Source organism: Amycolatopsis heterodermiae, from assembly GCF_034929455.1.
In the GTDB taxonomy this organism is placed as follows: Bacteria; Actinomycetota; Actinomycetes; order Mycobacteriales; family Pseudonocardiaceae; genus Amycolatopsis; species Amycolatopsis heterodermiae.
The window spans coordinates 401,132-417,150 of the sequence record NZ_JAYFSI010000001.1; the positions used below are offsets into that span (position 1 = coordinate 401,132).

16 protein-coding genes and 2 pseudogenes are annotated in these 16,019 nt (G+C 71.7%); 10 read left to right on the top strand and 8 right to left on the bottom strand.

Annotated elements, in window-relative coordinates; translation table 11 throughout:
• Positions 1–44 precede the first annotated feature (44 nt).
• On the bottom strand, positions 45–1,679 hold the full coding sequence (locus VA596_RS02040) for an FAD-dependent oxidoreductase (protein ID WP_323322993.1): 1,635 nt from the start codon (positions 1,677–1,679) through the stop codon (positions 45–47).
• 174 nt (positions 1,680–1,853) lie between these two features.
• On the opposite strand from VA596_RS02040, the gene VA596_RS02045 reads away from it, so the two are divergent.
• The gene (locus VA596_RS02045) at positions 1,854–2,129 is read left to right on the top strand and encodes a YggT family protein (RefSeq protein WP_323322995.1); all 276 of its coding nucleotides are present in this window, start codon (positions 1,854–1,856) and stop codon (positions 2,127–2,129) included.
• Here the strand turns inward: VA596_RS02045 and VA596_RS02050 are convergent.
• The 3 genes from VA596_RS02050 to VA596_RS02060 all read right to left on the bottom strand — a co-directional run bounded on the left by VA596_RS02050 (position 2,109) and on the right by VA596_RS02060 (position 4,517).
• Positions 2,109–2,774 (bottom strand): TetR/AcrR family transcriptional regulator, encoded by a 666-nt coding sequence (locus tag VA596_RS02050; protein ID WP_323322997.1) that lies wholly within the window; start codon positions 2,772–2,774, stop codon positions 2,109–2,111. The two genes, VA596_RS02045 and VA596_RS02050, sit on opposite strands and share 21 nt — an antisense overlap.
• 67 nt (positions 2,775–2,841) lie before the next feature.
• Positions 2,842–3,693 (bottom strand): alpha/beta hydrolase, encoded by an 852-nt coding sequence (locus tag VA596_RS02055; RefSeq protein WP_323322999.1) that lies wholly within the window; start codon positions 3,691–3,693, stop codon positions 2,842–2,844.
• A gap of 2 nt (positions 3,694–3,695) precedes the next feature.
• Positions 3,696–4,517, bottom strand: coding sequence for an alpha/beta fold hydrolase (locus VA596_RS02060; RefSeq protein ID WP_323323001.1), 822 nt, complete (start codon positions 4,515–4,517; stop codon positions 3,696–3,698).
• A 163-nt stretch (positions 4,518–4,680) separates the two neighbouring features.
• On the opposite strand from VA596_RS02060, the gene VA596_RS02065 reads away from it, so the two are divergent.
• The 4 genes from VA596_RS02065 to VA596_RS02080 all read left to right on the top strand — a co-directional run bounded on the left by VA596_RS02065 (position 4,681) and on the right by VA596_RS02080 (position 8,069).
• The gene (locus VA596_RS02065) at positions 4,681–5,400 is read left to right on the top strand and encodes an AraC family transcriptional regulator (protein WP_323323003.1); all 720 of its coding nucleotides are present in this window, start codon (positions 4,681–4,683) and stop codon (positions 5,398–5,400) included.
• A gap of 68 nt (positions 5,401–5,468) precedes the next feature.
• Positions 5,469–6,659 carry an FAD-dependent monooxygenase gene (locus VA596_RS02070; RefSeq protein WP_323323005.1) on the top strand — a complete coding sequence of 397 codons (1,191 nt, stop codon included), beginning with the start codon at positions 5,469–5,471 and terminating at the stop codon, positions 6,657–6,659.
• Positions 6,660–6,728: 69 nt separating this feature from the next.
• Positions 6,729–7,715, top strand: a complete 987-nt coding sequence (locus VA596_RS02075) for an MCE family protein (RefSeq protein WP_323323007.1) — start codon at positions 6,729–6,731, stop codon at positions 7,713–7,715.
• 18 nt (positions 7,716–7,733) lie between these two features.
• Positions 7,734–8,069, top strand: a complete 336-nt coding sequence (locus VA596_RS02080; protein WP_323323009.1) for a YciI family protein — start codon at positions 7,734–7,736, stop codon at positions 8,067–8,069.
• Here VA596_RS02080 and VA596_RS02085 read toward each other — a convergent pair.
• Positions 8,056–8,877 (bottom strand): class I SAM-dependent methyltransferase, encoded by an 822-nt coding sequence (locus VA596_RS02085; protein ID WP_323323011.1) that lies wholly within the window; start codon positions 8,875–8,877, stop codon positions 8,056–8,058. The genes VA596_RS02080 and VA596_RS02085 overlap by 14 nt on opposite strands.
• 25 nt (positions 8,878–8,902) lie before the next feature.
• Positions 8,903–9,634 carry a class I SAM-dependent methyltransferase gene (locus VA596_RS02090; RefSeq protein ID WP_323323013.1) on the bottom strand — a complete coding sequence of 244 codons (732 nt, stop codon included), beginning with the start codon at positions 9,632–9,634 and terminating at the stop codon, positions 8,903–8,905.
• 81 nt (positions 9,635–9,715) lie between these two features.
• Here VA596_RS02090 and VA596_RS02095 point away from each other — a divergent pair, with 81 nt between their 5' ends.
• On the top strand, positions 9,716–10,303 hold the full coding sequence (locus VA596_RS02095) for an NAD(P)-dependent oxidoreductase (protein WP_323323015.1): 588 nt from the start codon (positions 9,716–9,718) through the stop codon (positions 10,301–10,303).
• On the opposite strand, the gene VA596_RS02100 is transcribed toward VA596_RS02095, so the two are convergent.
• The gene (locus tag VA596_RS02100; protein ID WP_323323017.1) at positions 10,300–11,220 is read right to left on the bottom strand and encodes a proteasome assembly chaperone family protein; all 921 of its coding nucleotides are present in this window, start codon (positions 11,218–11,220) and stop codon (positions 10,300–10,302) included. The genes VA596_RS02095 and VA596_RS02100 overlap by 4 nt on opposite strands.
• A gap of 138 nt (positions 11,221–11,358) precedes the next feature.
• On the opposite strand from VA596_RS02100, the gene VA596_RS02105 reads away from it, so the two are divergent.
• The gene (locus tag VA596_RS02105; protein ID WP_410171831.1) at positions 11,359–11,910 is read left to right on the top strand and encodes a PH domain-containing protein; all 552 of its coding nucleotides are present in this window, start codon (positions 11,359–11,361) and stop codon (positions 11,908–11,910) included.
• A complete protein-coding gene (locus VA596_RS02110; RefSeq protein WP_323323021.1) occupies positions 11,907–13,454 on the top strand; it encodes a PH domain-containing protein in 1,548 nt (515 codons plus the stop codon). The genes VA596_RS02105 and VA596_RS02110 overlap by 4 nt, the downstream gene beginning before the upstream one ends.
• A 16-nt stretch (positions 13,455–13,470) precedes the next feature.
• Here the strand turns inward: VA596_RS02110 and VA596_RS02115 are convergent.
• A pseudogene (locus VA596_RS02115) lies at positions 13,471–14,312 on the bottom strand (SAM-dependent methyltransferase).
• A 302-nt stretch (positions 14,313–14,614) separates the two neighbouring features.
• Between VA596_RS02115 and VA596_RS02120 the strand changes: the two are divergent.
• On the top strand, positions 14,615–15,400 hold the full coding sequence (locus VA596_RS02120) for an IclR family transcriptional regulator (protein WP_323325596.1): 786 nt from the start codon (positions 14,615–14,617) through the stop codon (positions 15,398–15,400).
• A 21-nt stretch (positions 15,401–15,421) separates the two neighbouring features.
• A pseudogene (locus VA596_RS02125) lies at positions 15,422–15,949 on the top strand (GNAT family N-acetyltransferase); the annotation flags it as partial.
• Positions 15,950–16,019 lie beyond the last annotated feature (70 nt).

Sequence of the window (16,019 nt, forward strand, 5' to 3'; positions counted from 1 at the left end):
AATGATACCCGCGGCTGACGGTGTCACCAGCGGCCTGAACGGGATCAAGCGGCCGATGAATTGACTCGGCCACGCGTGCCGAGGACGGCCTGCAGCACCCGGCTCAGTTCCCGCTCCGGCTCCGCGGAGGTTTCGACGGCGCGCCAGGCGACGAACCCGTCCGGCCGCACGAGGGACGCACCGGACGCGCTGATCCCGTAGGTCTCCGGGAAGCGCTTACCCGGATCCTGGACGCCGTCGATGCGGTACGCGCGGAGGTCGATGCCGGCCTCCACCGCCACGGTCTCCGCCGCGGCGACCCAGGACGCACCCTCGGCGCCGGCCAGCAGCGTGAAGGAATCGGCGCAAAGGTCCAAAGTAGACACTCGGCGCCCGTCCCGTTCCAGCCAGATGTGCGGCGCCCGCAACCCGGGATGTCCGGTGGGGGTCCGGGGGTCCGCCACCGGCGAGTCCGGCGTCCCCGGTTCGGTGCGGACGGCCGCGGACCGGTACCGGTAGCCGTGGGCCATGGTCACCTCGTCGATCCGCGTCGCGTCTTCGCCTTCGCCGCCGTGGCGGGCGTCGAGGATCCGCAGCGCGGTGTCCATCGTGGCCCGCGCGACCGGGAGCCGCTCGGCCTCGTAGGTGTCCAGCAGGTCCGGCCCGGCCTGCCCGTGGAGCACGGCGGCGAGCTTCCAGGCCAGGTTGTGCGCGTCCGCGATGCCGGTGCTCGCGCCGAACGACCCGGTCGGCGGCACCACGTGCGCGCTGTCGCCCGCGAAGAACACCCGGCCCACCCGGTACCGCCGAGCCACCATCGCGCCGATCCGGACGTCCATCGGCATCCGGTTCCACCCGGGCACCGGCGGCACCAGGGTGAGCTCGAGATCCGGGACGCCGACCGCGGCACGGGCCAGCTCGGCGCAGCGTTCCTCGGTGAAGTCGTCGAGGCTTTCGCCGTCCCGGAACGGCACCCCGAGCATCCACCGCCCGGGCCGGCCCAGCGGGCAGAGCACCGTGCCGGTCCTCGGCCGGTCGAAGTAGGCGAGGAGGAAACGGCGGTCCCGCAGCACGCCGTCGAGATCGGCGTCGAAGAGGAAGTGCGCGGCGTGGCCCAGGACGCCGGGGCCGTCCGCCTCGACGCCGAGCCGGTGCCGGACACCCGCGCGGTTGCCGTCCGCGGCGATCAGATAGTCGGCGCGGATCCGGGAATCGGCCCCGGTGCCGAGGTCGCGGACCGTGGCGGTGACGCCCTCGCCGTCGTTCTCGAACGACACCAGCTCGGTGGCGAAGCGCACCTCGGCCCCGGCGTCCTCGGCGTGGGCGCGCACCACGCGCTCCAGCTCGTCCTGGTCGATCAGCGCCCAATCGGCCGGGCTGATCCCGCCGGGACGGACCCGGGCGAGCATGTCGACGCGGAAGCGCTCGTCGCCGGCCAGGGTGTCCGCGCCGATCATCTCCGGCAGGCCGGCCAGGATCGACTGGTGCTCGCGGATCTCCTCCTCGAGCCCGAACGTCCGGAAGATCTCGAGCGACCGGGCGTTGAACGCCCGCGCCTGCGGCATGATCGCCGTCGACGGGTGCCGCTCCACGAGCGTCACCCCGACTCCTTGCCGCGCAAGGAAAAAGGCCGCGGACAAGCCCGTGATGCCGCCGCCTGCGACGAGCACCGAGGTCTCGTGGTCGTGCGGTCCGGTCATGGGGGAACCACCTTCGTCTGCTGGAGCGGGACACCTCCATAATCAAGTGTTCACATCACCCTGTCAATCATCTACTTGATTGACGAGCACTTCCTGTCGAAAGGCTGTGAAACGGACACACCCGGCACTCTGCGGCGCGCCTGGGCGTTCTTCAGGTAGCAGGAGGAGGACCGAATGGGTGCGCTGGGAACGTTGCTGGGGTTCGCGCTGACGCTGTACATGCTCGTGCTGATCGCGCGGATGGTGCTGGACTGGGTCGGGATGCTGGCCGACAGCCCGCCGTGGACGAGGCGGGCCCGCGGGCTGGCCTACGCGGCGACCGAACCGGTCATCGGGCCGGTGCGGCGGGTCGTGCGGCCGGTGCGGCTCGGCGGGATCTCCCTGGATCTCGCCTTCACGCTGGTGTTCGTCGCCGTGCTGGTGCTGCGGTCAATCGCCTTCAGCCTGTAGCGTGCCGCGGAAGCTGGCGGACAGCCGGTCGACCCCGCGCTCCAGCTCGGCGCGCACCGCGCGCAGGTCGATGCCGTCCGGGTCGATCAGGGCCTGCATGGAGATGCCCCGCAGCTGCGCGAGCATCGCGGACGCGTACCCGTCGGCGTCGCGGACGCCGGTGATGGAGCCGTCCGCGACTCCGCTGGCGACGGTCTGGGCGATGGCGAAGCGGAACCGGCGGTCGGCCTCGGTGAGGGCGGCGCGCATGGCCGAGCTCTCCGCGGACGCGTCGCCCCAGAGCGCCAGGAACGCGTGGTTGAGCGTCGGCATCGTCTCGATCAGCTCGAAGATGATGTCCAGCAGCGCCCGCAGCATGTCCATCGGCGTCGCGGTGGCGGACCCGGTCCGGGCCGCCACCGCTTCGCTGTAGGCGTCGGTGAACTCCTCGACGGCGTGCTCCACGAGCCGCTGCCCGAGGCCGTCCTTGTCACCGAAGTGCTGGTAGATCACGGCCTTCGCGTAACCGGACCGAGCGCAGACGCCGCCGAGCTTCATCCGGCCGAAGCCTTCTTCGGCGATGACGTGCGCGGCGGCGTCCAGAATGCGTGCCTCGACGGCGTCGTCGCCGTCCTGCTGGATCCGGCCTGCGGCGGAACGGTCCACCGCGCCATGCTAGCCATTGGAACCGGACATCACCGGCCAACCGGCGACATATCTGCTTGACCAGCGGTTATTTGACGAACCGGCCGACGAAGTCGAGAGCCGTGGCAGCCACTTCCTGCCAGCCGCTGTCGATCGTCAGGGAGTGACCGCGGCCGGGGAGCTCGGTGAACTCCGTGACCCCCGGGTTCTTCCGCTGCCGCTCGTAGGTGGCGTGCGCGATCGCGTGCGGCACCTGGTGGTCGTACTCACCGGAAATGACGAGCATCGGCCCGCGGTCGGGGTGCAGGTTGTCGGCCTTGACCTCGGTGCGCGGGTTGATGTTGGCGAAAGCGGCCTGGAAGATCGGCACGCCCGAGCCGGCGACGTGGTACTTCTCGTACAGCTCGTGGGCCTCTTCGTCGCTGACGGCGTTGGCGAAGCCGTACTTGAACTGCTCGAACGTCAGCGCCACCGCCCGGTGCCGGTTGGCCGGGTTGGTCAGCACCGCCGAAGACGCCTTGAGCGCGCTGGCCGGCAGCGGCAGCACCCCGCGCGAGGGCGCCGGGTCGATCGCGACGGTCGCGGCCGACAACCCGCGCCCGGCGAGCATCTGGACGAGCAGCCCGCCGAAGGAGTGCCCGATGATCGCCGGCTTGCGGTCCAGCTTCTCGACGATCGCCTGCTGGTACGCCGCGACGTCGCCGATGCCCTTGTTGGCGAAGACGTCCGGGTTGGCCCGGGCCTCCTCGACGGTGGCCGGGTCGTCGGGCCAGCCCGGCGTGACCGCGGCGTAGCCCGCGGCCTCGAAGAACTCGGCCCAGCGGTCCCAGCTGGTGTCGAGCAGCCAGAGGCCGTGGACGAAGACCACCGGCTGCTTGCCGGAGCTGTTGGCGCGCTCGACCTCGGCCAGTTCCTGGGCGGTGGGTGCGGGGACGGTCATGCTCACTCCCGGATGAATTCGAGCAGTTCGGCGTTGAACCGGATTTCGTGGTCGCCGCACAGGCCGTGCGGCGCGCCCTCGTGCACGACGAGGGTGGCGTTCGGCAGGATCTCGGCGCTGCGGCGGCCCGCCGCGCCGATCGGCACGATCTGATCGTCGTCGCCGTGCACCACCAGCACCGGGATCTCGATCTTGGCGAGGTCGTCGGTGAAGTCCTGCTCGGAGAACTGCGCGATGCAGTCGTAGGCCGCCTTGTAGCCGACCTGCATGCTGAGGCGCCAGAACTGGTCGCGCAGGCCCTGCGAGACCGTCGAACCCGGCCGGTTGGCGCCGTAGAACGGCGCGGACAGGTCCTGGTAGAACTGCGACCGGTCGGCCGCGACGCCGGCGCGGATGTCGTCGAAGGCGTCCTTCGGCAGGCCACCGGGGTTGGCCGGGGTCTGCAGCATCAGCGGCGGCACCGCGCTCAGCAGCACGGCCTTGCGGACCCGGTCGGTGCCGTGCCGGGCCAGGTAGCGCGTCACCTCGCCACCGCCGGTGGAGTGCCCGACGAGCACGATGCCGGTCAGGTCCAGCGACTCGACGACCGCGGCGAGGTCGTCGGCGTAGGTGTCCATGTCGTTGCCGGTCCACGTCTGGCTCGACCGGCCGTGGCCGCGCCGGTCGTGCGCGATCGCGCGGAAACCGTGCGACGCCACCAGGTTCAGCTGCGGGTCCCACGCGTCGGCGTTCAGCGGCCAGCCGTGGCTGAACACCACCGGCGACCCGGAACCCCAGTCCTTGTAGAAGATCTCGGCACCATCGGAAGTGCTGGCGTACGGCATCACGACCTCTTTCCTGCCGGGCTCTTTCCGTCGAGAAGGCGAGCCTAAGAGCGCCCGGCGCGCGCCGGATCGGCTCTCGGTGCCCGGCCCTCGGCCGTCCGCGCCACGCGATTGCGAGGTCCGGGCGCTGTCGAAGGGCCCCGCGGTCGGGTTGACTGGCGGCATGGCCGTGGTTATCGAGACGAGGCACCCGCAGCTCGCGTGGTGGTCGTTCGGGCCGCTGACGCTCTCCCGCGTCGAAGCGGCCGGCGTCCCCCTGCCGCGCGGGGCGGATCCCGGCGAGCTGAGCCTGATCACGACCCCGCGGCCGGTCACGTTGGTCTGGCTGGGTCCCGGCGGTTCGCGGACGCTGCACGTCCCGCCGGACGAGCTGGGCCTGCCCGCCGCGACCGTCCGCCGGGCCGGGCCGCGGCTGACGGCGAGCCCGCTCCACCGGCTGGTCGCGCACCACGTCCAGGACCTGGCCCGCGACGCCGACACCCTCAGCGCGACGCCGTCGGCGGACGCGCTGGGCCGGGTGTGCGTCGACCTGGTCCGGGCGCTGCTGGTGAGCGCGGCGGGCGAGGAGCCGACGCTGATCGCCCAGGTGCGGACGCACGTGCGGCACCACCTCGGCGACCCCGCCCTGTCCGCCGCGTCGATCGCCGCCGCGCTCTCGGTGTCACCGCGCCAGCTCTACCGGGCGTGCGCGGCCGCGGACGTCCGGCTCGAGCAGTGGATCATCACGGCCCGGCTGGCCGGCGCCCGCGCCGACCTGGCGGACCGCGGCCTGCCGATCGCCGCGGTCGCCCGCCGCTGGGGGTTCAAGGACCCGACCCACTTCACGCGCCGCTTCCGCGCGGCTTACGGCGTGCTGCCCAGCGAGTGGCGCCACCGTCAGTGAACGGTGCGGGACCCGTCAGCGGCCCCCGGCAGTCTTCGGTCATCACCACCGACCGAGAGGAACCTCCGATGACCGCCAAGACCGTGCTCGTGTCCGGGGCCAGCATCGCCGGCCCGTCCGCGGCCTTCTGGCTGCACCGCCACGGCTACCGCGTCACCGTCGTCGAAACCGCGCCGGAGCTGCGGCCCGGCGGCCAGGCCGTCGACTTCCGGGGTGAGCAGGTGAAGCTGCTGGCCGCGATGGGGATCCTCGGCGACGTCCGCCGGTACGAGACGGCGATGGGCGACCAGACCGTGCTCGACCTCGACGGGAAGCCGCAGCTGACCGTGCCCGGCGCGGCCTGGAGCGGGGAGGTCGAGATCCTGCGCGGCGACCTCGCGCGGATCCTGTACGACCACACCAAGGACCACACGGAGTACGTCTTCGGCGACCGCGTCACGAGCCTGACCGAACGCGCGGACGGCGTCGACGTCACCTTCTCCCGCGGGGCGCCGCGGCGGTTCGACCTGGTCGTCGGCGCGGACGGCGTGCACTCGGGGGTGCGGGCCGCGGCGTTCGGGCCGGAGGCGGGCTTCCGCCGTGACCTCGGCTTCGGCATCGCCGGGTTCACCGCGCCCAACCACCTCGGGCTGGACCACACGAGCGTGCTCTACAACGAGCCCGGCCGCGGCCTGATGGTCGGCAGCCACCGGCACGCCGACCGGCTGCACGTCGGGCTGGTCTTCGCCGCCGACGGCGTCGAGTTCCGCCGCCGCACCACCGACGAGCAGCGGGCGCTGGTCGCGCAACTGTTCGCGAACACCGGCTGGGAGACGCCGAAGCTGCTCGAAGCGCTGCCCGCGGCCACCGACCTGTACGTCGACTCGATCAGCCAGATCCACCTCGAGCGCTGGTCGAAGGGCCGGGTCGTGCTGCTCGGCGACGCCGCGTGGTGCGCCGGGCCGGGCGGGTCCGGCACGGGCCTGGCGATGATGGGCGCCCAGGTGCTGGCCGGGGAGCTGGCCGCGGCCGGCGGTGACCACGTGACGGCGTTCGAGAGGTACGAGCAGCGGCTGCGCAAGCCGGCCACGGTCGGGCAGAAGAACGGCAAGGGCTCCGGCAACTTCCTTGCGCCGCGCACGGCCGCGAAGATCCGCAGCCGCAACCGGGCCTACAAGATGCTGAGCACTCGGCTGTTCGGGGGTTTCTTCACCTGGATGACCGACCGGGCGGCCAACGCGCTGGAGTACCGCGAATACCCTGTGCTCACGTCGGCGTGACGCGGCGATCTTCGTCTCTTCGGGGGATCCGGCTGGCGGCCCGGCGTGAGGTGCGTCACTCTTGACGCCATGTCAATACGCCGGGCCGGCGATGCCCCGGTCAGGACGGCGCTCGCCGGCCTGGCGGTCCTGGGGCTGGGCGTGGTGACCGCGATGAACGCCCGGTCCCTGCCGGTGATCGGCGACGGGACCACCTACGCCGCCGAGTTCGGCGAAGCCGCGGGGCTGTTCGCGGGCAACGACGTCCGGATCGCCGGGGTGAAGGTCGGCCGCGTGTCCGACGTCCGGCTGCGCGGCGACCACGTCCTGGTGTCGTTCAAGGCGAAGGGCGCGTGGCTCGGCGACACGACGAGCGCCGCGATCCGGCTGAAAACCGTGCTGGGCCAGAAGTTTCTGGCGCTCGACCCGCAGGGCGAAGGCACGCTCGACCCGGACACGCCGATCCCCCGCTCGCGCACGACCGTCCCGTACGACGTCCTCACCGCGTTCGGCACGCTTTCGTCCACAGTGGACCGGATCGACACCGCGCAGCTGGCGAAGAGCTTCGACACGCTGTCCGCGACGCTCGCGAACACCCCGGAGAGCGTCCGGGCGGCGCTCACCGGGCTGTCCCGGCTTTCGGACACCCTCGCCTCCCGCGACAGCCAGCTCTCGACGCTGCTGGCCAACACCCGGGTGGTATCGCAGACGCTCGTCGACCGCGACGCCGCCGTGCAGCGGATCCTGAACGACGGCAACCAGCTGCTCGAAGAGGTGAGCCGCCGCGAAGGCGCGATCACGTCCCTGCTCGACGGCTCACGGCAGCTGGCCACCGAACTGTCCGGGCTGATCACCGACAACGACGCGCAGCTCGGGCCGCTGCTCACCCAGCTCGACCAGCTGACGTCGATGCTGCAGCGCAACCAGGACGCGCTCGCCGCCGGGATCCGCGGGTTCGCGCCCCTGGTCCGCCTCGCCGTCAACCTCACCGGCAACGGCCGCTGGGTCGACGGTTACCTGTGCGGGCTCCTGCTGCCGTCGTTCGGCCCGCTCAACCCTGAAGGCTGCTTCGGCTGAGCGTGGCATGCTGACCGCATGCGCTACCTGCTCCTGCTCCGCGGCGACGACACCGCCGACGAGGCCGCCGGCCCGGAGATGGCCCGGCGCTGCCACGCTTGGGGCGCCGAGCTGGCGCGGCGCGGGATCCCGCAGGCCGGCACCGACCTGCGGCCGCCGTCCGAGGCGAAGACGCTGCGGGTGCGCGACGGCGGCGTCCTGCTCACCGACGGCCCGTTCGCCGAGACCAAGGAGCAGATCGGCGGGTACGTCGTCCTCGAGTGCCCCGACCGCGAGACGGCCGTCGAGGTCGCTTCGCGGCACCCGTGGGCCGAGGCCGGCACGCTCGAGCTGCGCGAGATCACACCTTCGTGATCTTCACCGTGACCTGGTTGTCGTTGTACGTGTAGGCCAGGTATTCGAACTCGACGCCGGTGCGCTCGACGTACTCCGTCCAGGCGCGGTACTCGTGCCGCTTCCAGCCGGGGAAGTTGAAGAACTCGTCGAAGTGCACGATGCTGCCGGCGCGCAGCCGCGGCCCGCAGAGGTCGAGGACGGTCTTGGCGGAGCTGTAGAGATCGCCGTCCACGTGCAGGAAGTCGACGTGCCCCGGGTGCTGCTCCAGGAAGCCGGGGAGGCTGTCGGCGAACAGGCCGACGACCAGCTCGGCGCCCGGGACGTCCGGCAGGTCGTCGCGGGCGAACGCGCCGGCGGGCATGCCGTTGAGCCACGCCTCGGGCAGGCCGTCGAAGGAATCAAAGCCGTAGACCTGCTCGCTGTCGCGCGCTTGGGTGATGGTGCGCAGCGTGTTGCCGGACGCGACGCCGAACTCCAGCGCCATCCCGCCTTGTGGCGCCAGGGAAAGCGCGTACTCGAGCGTCTCCTTCGGACGGCCGAAGTGCCGGGCGCCGACCAGGTTCTCGCGGGCGAAGACGTTGCTCTCCAGCGCGGCGTCCTGGTCGCCGGCGTAGACGATGTCGCGGCGGCTGCGGATCTCGAACTCCACCACCCGATCGAGCAGCCGGTCACCCTGGCGGACGATCTCGTCGCGCAGCTCCGCGCTCATCCGGTTCAGCTGATCGGTGTACGGGTCGTGCACTTTCGAGGCCACCCGGAACAGCAGCCTGCCGAGCGTGCGCCTCAGGGTTTTCGTTGCGGAAGAACGGGTTCCCGACTGGTTCATCCCGGGACGGTACCCGACGCCGGATTCACGACGTGATCAGCCGGAACCCCGCGTCCCACTCCGGCAGCTCCAGCAGGTCCCGGTGCTCCTCGTGCCAGCGACCGGACGCCAGGTCCGCGCGCAGCCGGGCCATCCCGCGCGCCACGGCGCCGGGTGCCGTCTGCGCCAGGGCCGAGCACGCCTGCCGCACCGCCGGGTCGAGGTAGGCCTCCGGGCGCCGCCAGTGCGCCGGGAAGACGCCGTCCGTGAAGTCCCACGGCACCGGCAGCGGGACCACGCTCCGCGCGCCCAGCGAAGCCGCGATGTCCGACGCCGAAGGGCGCGAACGCTCCAGCTCAGCCACCTCCGGCACGTACTCGCGCACCAGCCAGAAGTCCTTGTGGCGCGCGGTGTCGTAGGCCAGCACGACCTGCCGCCGCGCCACCCGGCGCAGCTCGGCGAGGCCGCGCCGCCAGTCCGGCCAGTGGTGCACGGTCAGCACCGCGAGCGCGGCGTCGAACGTGCATGCCGCGAACGGCAGCGCCTCCGCGACCGCGCGCACCACCGGCGCGGCGCCGGGCGGGCGCTGCCGGATCATCTCCGCCGACGGCTCCACGGCCGCGACCCGCCGCCCGGGCGGCTCGTAGGACCCGGTGCCCGAACCGACGTCGAGCACCGAAGCCGCATCCCCGAGCGCGTCGAGCAGCGGCGCGAGCCAGCGCGGGTCGGTCCGCCTGCCCCGCGCGTACCCGACGCCGATCCGGTCGTAAGCCGTCATCACACCCCCAGGTCGACGCCGATTTCGTTGCGGTAACCGGCACTCCCGAGCCTAGTTTCCCCGGTGACGGAAGGGGATTCCATGAGCAGGATCATCGTGTTCGGCGCCGGCGGCCGGGCCGGACGGCGCGTCGTCGCCGAAGCGACGGCGAGGGGCCACCAGGTCACCGCGGCGGGGCGCCGCGAAGGGGCCGACGTCACCGACGCGGACAGCGTCGCGGCGGCGGTGGCCGGGCACGACGCGGTCGTCAGCGTCGCGTACGCCGCCGGGACGGCATCGGCCGACTTCTTTCCAGCCGCCGCGAAAGCGCTCGTCGGCGGGCTGGGCCGCGCCGGGGTGAGCAGGCTGGTCGTCGCCGGGATCGGCACCACCCTGGAGACGGCGCCCGGCGTCGCGGTGCACGACGCGCCGGACTTCCCGGCCGAGCACCGGGAGTTCTCGCTGGGGCACACGGCCGAGCTGGCGGTCCTGCGCGAGAGCGACCTGGACTGGCTGGTCGTCGCCCCGCCGCCGGTGGTGCTGGGCGAAGGCGACGGCACGGGCTCCTACCGCACCGCCGTCACCACGCTCGTCCCGGCGGAGTCGTTCACCTACGCGGACTTCGCGCTCGCGCTGGTCGACGAGGCGACAACACCGAAGCACTCGCGAGTGCTGCTGGCCGTGGCCTAACGCTCCGGGCTGTCGCCGCCGTTCTGCTCGGCGAGGAACCGCTCGAACTGCGTCCCGAGCTCTTCGGCGGTCGGCATGTGCTCGACGGACTCCGCGAGCAGGCTGCCCTTCTCGGTCGCCTCGACGAACGCGTCGTACTGCCGCTCCAGCGCGCGGACGACGTCGGCGGCGTTCTCGTCGGACGCGGCGATCTGCCGTTCGATCTCGGCGGAAGCCAGGTCCGCCGCTTCGCGCAGCTCCCCGACGGCCAGGTTCAGGCCGGTCGCGCGGCCCAGCGCGTCGAGCAGGTTGAGCGACGCGGCCGGGTAGGTCGACTGGGCGAGGTAGTGGGGCACGTGCGCGGCGAACCCGACCGCGTCGTGTCCCCACTCGCCGAGCCGGTACTCCAGCAGCGCCGCGGCGCTGCCCGGCACCTGCATCCGGTTGGGCAGCGGCTGGTGCTCGCCGACCAGGTCCTGGCGGGTGGCGTGCGCGGTGACGCCGAGCGGGCGGGTGTGCGGCGCGCCCATCGGGATGCCGTGGAACCCGGCGGTCAGCCGGACGCCCCAGCGTTCGACCAGGTTCCGGACCGCGGCGCAGAACCGCTCCCAGTCGTGGTCCGGCTCCGGGCCGGACAGCATCAGGTACGGCGTCTCGTCGGCGTCGTGCAGCAGGTGGACGACCAGTTCCGGGGCGTCGTAGTCCTCCCAGTGGTCCACTGCGTAGGTCATCGTCGGGCGCCGCGAGCGGTAGTCGATGAGGCGGTCGACGTCGAACCGCGCGACCACCCGGTGCTCACCGCCCAGCAGGTGCTCGGCCAGCAGGCGCCCCGCCGAGCCGGCGTCCATGAACCCTTCGAAGTGGTGCAGCAACACCGCCCCCGTCAGGTCGGGGACGTCCGAGTCCACCTCGTACAGGTCGTCGGGATCGAATCCCACCGGATCCTCCTGCTGCTCTCCGACACGTATGCGAATCCTTCAAGCACAACACACCCCGACGGGGATTCCATTCCACCGGCTGTGCCGGCGATCGTAACGGCATGCGATCGAGCCCGGACCGGATCGGCATCGTGACACTTGTCGTGGGCGCGCAAGCCACCGATCGGGCACGCTGAAGCGGTGAGCGAACACACCGAGAGTACGGCCCTGCGGCTGCGGCCGCCGGCACACCGGGTCAGTCCCCGGGCCATCGGCTACTGGACGACGACCGCCGCGATCCTGTGGATCGTGCTGATCGGGGTGCAGACGCTCATCGTCCTGACCAGCGACGACGCGCCCGCGTTCCTCAGCGTGACGCTCGTGGTCTCCTGCGTGCTCGGCCCGCTGCACCTCATCGTGATGCCGCAGTGGCGCTACCGCGTGCACCGCTGGGAGGTCACCGGCGAAGCCGTCTACACGCAGGCGGGCTGGCTGAAGCAGCAGTGGCGGATCGCGCCGATCTCGCGGATCCAGACCGTCGACATCGAGCGTGACCCGTTCGAGCAGCTCTTCGGGTTGGCGAAGATCACGGTGACGACGGCGTCCGCGGCGGGCCCGCTGCGCATCGCGGGCCTGCGGCACGACCGCGCGCTGGAGCTGGCCGACGAGCTGACCAAGACGACGCAGGCGATCCGGGGGGACGCGACATGAGCAGTGTGGAGACAGCGGTGGCGCTGCCCGCCGAGGGCACGCAGGACGCGCCGTGGCACCACCTGGACCGGCGCATGCTGCTCATCCGGCCGGTGCTGGACCTGGTGAAGTCGCTGCCGGTGCTGCTCGGCGCGCTGCTGTTCGGGCACGGCGAGCCGTGGCAGTGGATCGGCCTGGCCTTCACCGCGATCGCCGTGTTCACCGGCGTCTCGCACGTGCTGACCTCGCGCTACCGGATCACCGAGTCGCAGGTCGAGTGGCACACCGGGCTGCTGCTGCGCAAGCAGCGCGCCATCCCGCGCGACCGGATCCGCACGGTCGACGTCACCTCCGAGCCGAAGCACCGCCTGTTCTCGCTGGCGGCGGCGCGGATCGGCACCGGGCGGCACAACCACGGCAAGGGGCCGAACAAGGACGAGCTGGTGCTCGACGCGGTCACGGTCGCCGAAGCCCAGCGGCTGCGGACGCTGCTGCTGCACCGCAAGGCCGTGCCGGCGTCTTCGGCGTCTTCGGAAGCGACCGCGGAGGAGCCCGCCGCGCCGCCGGAGCAGCTCGTCGCGGCCGTCGACAAGCGCTGGCTGCGGTACGCGCCGTTCACGCTGTCCGGGCTGGCGGTGGTGGGCGCCGCGGTCGGCACCGTCTACCACTTCGCGCACGAGCTGCACTTCGACCCGGTGCAGTTCTCGCTGGTCCGCACGGTCGTCGGGCACTTCGCCGACACGCCGACGTGGGTCAGCCTGGTACTCGCCGCCGCCGGGCTGCTGGTGCTCGTGTCGGTGCTGTCGGTCGGCGGGTACATCCTGTCGTTCTGGAACTTCCGCCTCACCCGCGAGCCCGCCGGCACGCTGCACATCCGGCGCGGCCTGATCACGACGCGCTCGGTGTCGATCGAAGAGGACCGCCTGCGCGGCGTCGAGGTCCGCGAGCCCCTGCCGCTGCGCCTGGCCGGCGGCGCCCGCTGCGTCGCCATCGCGGGCGGCCTGCGCGAGGGCAAGGGCGCGGACAAGGGCGGCGGCCTCCTGCTGCCCCCGGCCCCGGTCGCCCGGGTCCACGAGGTCGTTGCGTCGGTGCTCGGCGAGGACCCTGCGGCGACGCCGCTGACGCGCCACCCGCGCCGCGCGCTCTACCGCCGCCTGACCCGGGCGGTCATCGGCGTGCTCGTCCTGGCCGCCGCGCTCTACGGCCTGTCGTGGCTGGGCGCGCTGCCGGACTGGCCGTGGCAGGTGGCGCTGGTTCTGCTGCCGTTCGCGGTGCTGGTGGGCTGGGACCGCTACCGCGGCCTCGGCCACGCGCTGACGGGCCGCTACCTGGTGACGCGTTCGGGTTCCCTCGACCGCGGCACGGCGGTCGTCCAGTGCGACGGCCTGACGGGAATCGTGGTCGAGCGCTCGTTCTTCCAGCGTCGCGCGGGCCTGGTCACGCTGATCGTCCCGGTGGCCGCGGGCAAGGGCCACTACAAGGTGCTGGACGTCGGCGAGGTGGACGGCCTGGACCTGGCGGACCGGGCGGCGCCGGGCCTGCTGGCGCCCTTCCTGGAACGTTGATCCCGGACGCGGGGAGCTACGCCTTCCGGCCGACCCCGGCCATGATGAGCGATTCGTTGGCGGCCGCGAACTCGATGGCGGGTTCGGTCGGCGAGCGATCCTCGGGGTGCCACTCGGTGGTCCAGGTGAGGCCGGGGGAAATCAGGTCGAAATCGCCGAAGAGCCCGCGGATTTCGTCGTGGCCGCGCCAGATGACGGGACTGCTCTTCTGGTCGTACATCTCCTTCAGTTTCACCAACGGTTCCCGGTAATCCGGTGGAACGCCCTCGTCGGTGATGTGGGAAATGGCGAGGAAGGAACCGGGCGGCATTATTTCCCGGTAGCGCGCGACCGCAGCAGGACCGCCACGGGTTTCCCGAGGTCGAGAATGCCGGTGTCGCCGACCTGTTTCCAGAGCCGGTCGGGGGCGCGCATGTCGGCGTGGATCGCCGCGTGGCGACGGTGGTCGCCGTGTTCTTCCAGCAGCCCTTGGGAATGTGACACGGCGATCGGGTCGTGGTCGGCGTAGACGACCCGGGTGCGCCCCGGCGCGAGGTCGTCGGCGACCTGGTGGGCGTGCTGCATGGTCGGCAGTCCGGCGCCGATGTCGACGAACTGGGTGACACCGAGGCGGATGAGGTGCCGCACGACGCGGTGGAGGAAAACGCGGTTGGCCTTGGCGATCTTGCCGAGCATCGGGAACTCGGCCAGAACCGCGTCACCGAATGTGCGGTCGACGGCCCAGGACGCGTCACCCCCGAGGTAATAGTCGTAGACGCGGGCGACGCTGGGGCGCTGCACATCGATGCCGGGAGGTGGATATGCCTCGAGTTCCCCGTCCTCGTCGGCCACTGAGGTCCCCTTCCCCGCGTGGAGCATTACCAGTTCCTTTGCCGAGGGTAGTTCACGAATGACTCATCGACATCACGAAATCGGGTCCCGGAGAATGGAAATCGCGCATCAACCTTTCCGAACCCGGTCACGCACCCACGTCGGCGACACACCCCGCGGAGCCCACCCGCCGTCGGCGCCAGGACCGGCTACAAGGAGATCAACGACAGCGAGCAACCTGTCTCACGTCGACGGTGTCACCGGAATGCTGGCCTTTGTTTCACGGACCGTGCTAATTTATTCACCCCGTGTGATAGCGAAGGTCGTTTTTGTCTCACCGAGAGGTCATGATGACGCCTGCCGTCAACACCGTCGACGGTTCCGCCACCACTTCCCCCCGCCGCACCCCCGGGGCCAGCAGTTCCCGGAAGGTCCTGCAGCTGCTGCTCGCGTTCTCCGAGCGCCGGTGGGAGGCCAGCGTCGCCGAGCTCGCCGCCACGATCGGCACCCCGGTCGCGACGACCTACCGCTACGTCGCCCTGCTCAAGGAGCTGCAGCTGCTCGAAGAGGGCACCGCCGGCCACTACCACCTGACCAGTCAGGTGATGCCGCTGGCGCGCGCCGCGCAGCTGGCGAACGACCTCGTCCGGCTGGCCAAGCCGGCCATGGAGGAAGCGGCCCGCGAACTCGGCGAGACCGTGATGCTCTTCCAGCAGTTCGGTGACGCCGCGGTGTGCGCGGACCGCGTCGAGTGCGACCGCGCCATGCGCTTCACCTTCGAGCCGGGGCATTCGGTGCCGCTGGGCCTCGGCGCGTCCGGCAAGATGCTGCTCGCGCTGCTGCCGGAGATCGAGCGCGACCGGCGCCTGCCGCCGATCATCGACCAGTACGGCACCGCGGTGAACGACGAGCTCAAGCTCGCGCAGGAGAACCGGTTTTCGGTCAGCTCCGGCGAAATCGACGAAGGCGTCTGGGCGTGTTCGGTGCCGGTGCCGGCGATGAGCAGGCGGCCGACCGTGCTGACCATGGCCGGCCCCGCGGCGCGGATCTCCGAAGCCGCCCGGGAAACGGCGATCACCGCCCTGCGCGGGTACGCGACCCGCATCGAGCGGACGATTTCGTCGTACTCGCTGTAGGAAAATCGCGCGCGCCGGAGCCGGCGCGCGGGTAGGAATGGGCCGGTGATCCGGCTCGCGCGACCCGACGACCTGCCCGCCCTGATCGACATCGAAGTCGAGGCGGGGAGTCTCTTCCGCGACGTCGGCATGACCGCGATCGCCGACGACGACCCGGGTTCGGTGGCGGAGCTGTCGGTCTACCAGGCCGACGGCCGCGCCTGGGTGAGCGCCGATGACGACGACCGCCCGGTCGCCTACCTCGTCGCCGACGTCGTCGACGGGCACGCGCACATCGAGCAGGTCTCGGTCCGGCCCGGCCACGCGCTGCGCGGCCTCGGCCGCGCCCTCATCGACACGCTCGCCGAGTGGGCCGCGGAGCGCGGCCTGCCGGCGCTCACGCTCACGACGTTCACCGAGGTGCCGTGGAACGCGCCCTACTACGAGCGGCTGCGGTTCCGCGTTCTCGAGGACGCGGAAATCGGTGACGGGCTGCGTGACATCCGTCGCTCCGAGGCCGCCCGCGGCCTGGACGCCTGGCCGCGTGTCGCCATGATTCGCCCGCTCTGACCTGCATAGATGCCCTTTTCTCCCCTACCCGGGGGATCCACTGGCGCGACCAGTCGAACATGTGTTCTAC